Here is a 620-nt window from a genome sequence, read left to right on the forward strand (position 1 = left end):
GCCTGGAGCCCCTCGCCGGCGCCCTCGGCGAGGCGCTCGTCGCCGCCTTCGAGGAACCGCCCGCGGACCCTTGAGCCCCACGGGCGGGAGCGCGCCGGGCCCGATGCCCGCCTTCCCGTGGGACGACGCGCTGGCGCTCGGGCTCGGGCGCCTGCGCTGGCGCCCGCGCGATTTCTGGCGCGCCACGCCGCGCGAGCTGCTCTCCGCCGCCGGTCTCCGCACCGGGGGCGGAGCGCTCGGCCGCGACGGGCTGGCGCGGCTGATCGCCGACCATCCGGACGCAACCTGACGCCCGTCCGCGTCGCTGGAGGCCACCATGGCGGAGACCGACCTCGACCGGGCGAACGCCGCCCGCATCAAGCAGCTCGACACCCTGGACAAGCTCGCCCAGCGCTTCGGGCAGAGCCTGTCGACGGCCCTGACCCGAAGCCTCAGCTCCGGGCGGCAGCTCGACGGGGTGCTCGGGTCGCTGGGCACGCGGCTCGCCGGGGCGGCGGTCCAGGCCGCGCTCAAGCCGGTCCGCACCGGCCTCACCGGCCTGGTCGACGGCCTGCTCGGCTCGAGCGTGGGGGCGGACGCGGCGTTCGCCCGCGGCGGCGTGCTTCAGGGCGGCCGGGTGC

The 620-nt window shown here is 78.4% G+C and carries 1 protein-coding gene and 1 pseudogene; both read left to right on the forward strand.

Translation table 11 applies throughout. The features are described from left to right. Positions 1 to 103: 103 nt before the first annotated feature. The gene (locus tag FV230_RS29055) at positions 104 to 289 is read left to right on the forward strand and encodes a phage tail assembly chaperone (protein ID WP_147844810.1); all 186 of its coding nucleotides are present in this window, start codon (positions 104 to 106) and stop codon (positions 287 to 289) included. 27 nt (positions 290 to 316) lie between these two features. Beyond that, positions 317 to 620: pseudogene (locus FV230_RS29060) on the forward strand (phage tail tape measure protein); the annotation flags it as partial.

The organism is Methylobacterium sp. WL6 (assembly GCF_008040095.1).
In the GTDB taxonomy this organism is placed as follows: domain Bacteria; phylum Pseudomonadota; class Alphaproteobacteria; order Rhizobiales; family Beijerinckiaceae; genus Methylobacterium.

What these genes read in the sequence shown, in the direction of transcription:
- FV230_RS29055 (WP_147844810.1), top strand. Translation starts at nt 104, where the DNA reads ATGCCCGCCTTCCCGTGGGACGACGCGCTGGCGCTCGGGCTCGGGCGC.